The following is a 496-nucleotide window of genomic DNA, read 5'->3' as shown; positions in this document are numbered from 1 at the left end:
TATAGATAATCGTGCAATTATCTATAACCTTTTAAGATTCTTTTCTCTATAGTCTACTTAAATTTATTAAATATAAATTCTCGTATCTCTTTATCTCAATATGTCAATGAACTTGTGGCGTGTCGCCACTGAAAATTACATCAGTTAACAACTTTTTGCCGCTGTGGAGAATATCGGAGTCGAACCGATGACCTCCTGCGTGCAAGGCAGGCGCTCTAGCCAGCTGAGCTAATCCCCCGTTTTTTTTAGTCGTCAGTCATTCAGTATCCAGTAATCAGTTATATTTGATGTACTGCGTACTGCAACTGCGTACTGTAAACTGGTTTCCCAACTTCTAGAATTTCCTTCAATATTTTTTAATGAACTTATGCTCGTTTGATAACTATTTTCATAATTACCTCCCTCGACTCTTATTGTAGTCTCGGGCAGACTCGAACTGCCGACCTCTACATTATCAGTGTAGCGCTCTAACCAGCTGAGCTACGAGACTGTTTAA

2 tRNA genes are annotated in these 496 nt (G+C 38.9%); both read right to left on the bottom strand.

Annotated elements, in window-relative coordinates:
* Positions 1–164: 164 nt before the first annotated feature.
* Positions 165–238, bottom strand: a tRNA-Ala gene (locus JMA43_RS13965).
* 178 nt (positions 239–416) lie between these two features.
* A tRNA-Ile gene (locus JMA43_RS13960) sits at positions 417–490 on the bottom strand.
* Between the last annotated feature and the right edge of the window lie 6 nt (positions 491–496).

It is taken from the genome of Joostella sp. CR20 (assembly GCF_038433465.1).
Taxonomy (GTDB): domain Bacteria; phylum Bacteroidota; class Bacteroidia; order Flavobacteriales; family Flavobacteriaceae; genus Galbibacter.
This window is presented reverse-complemented; position numbering and strand designations above follow the sequence as displayed.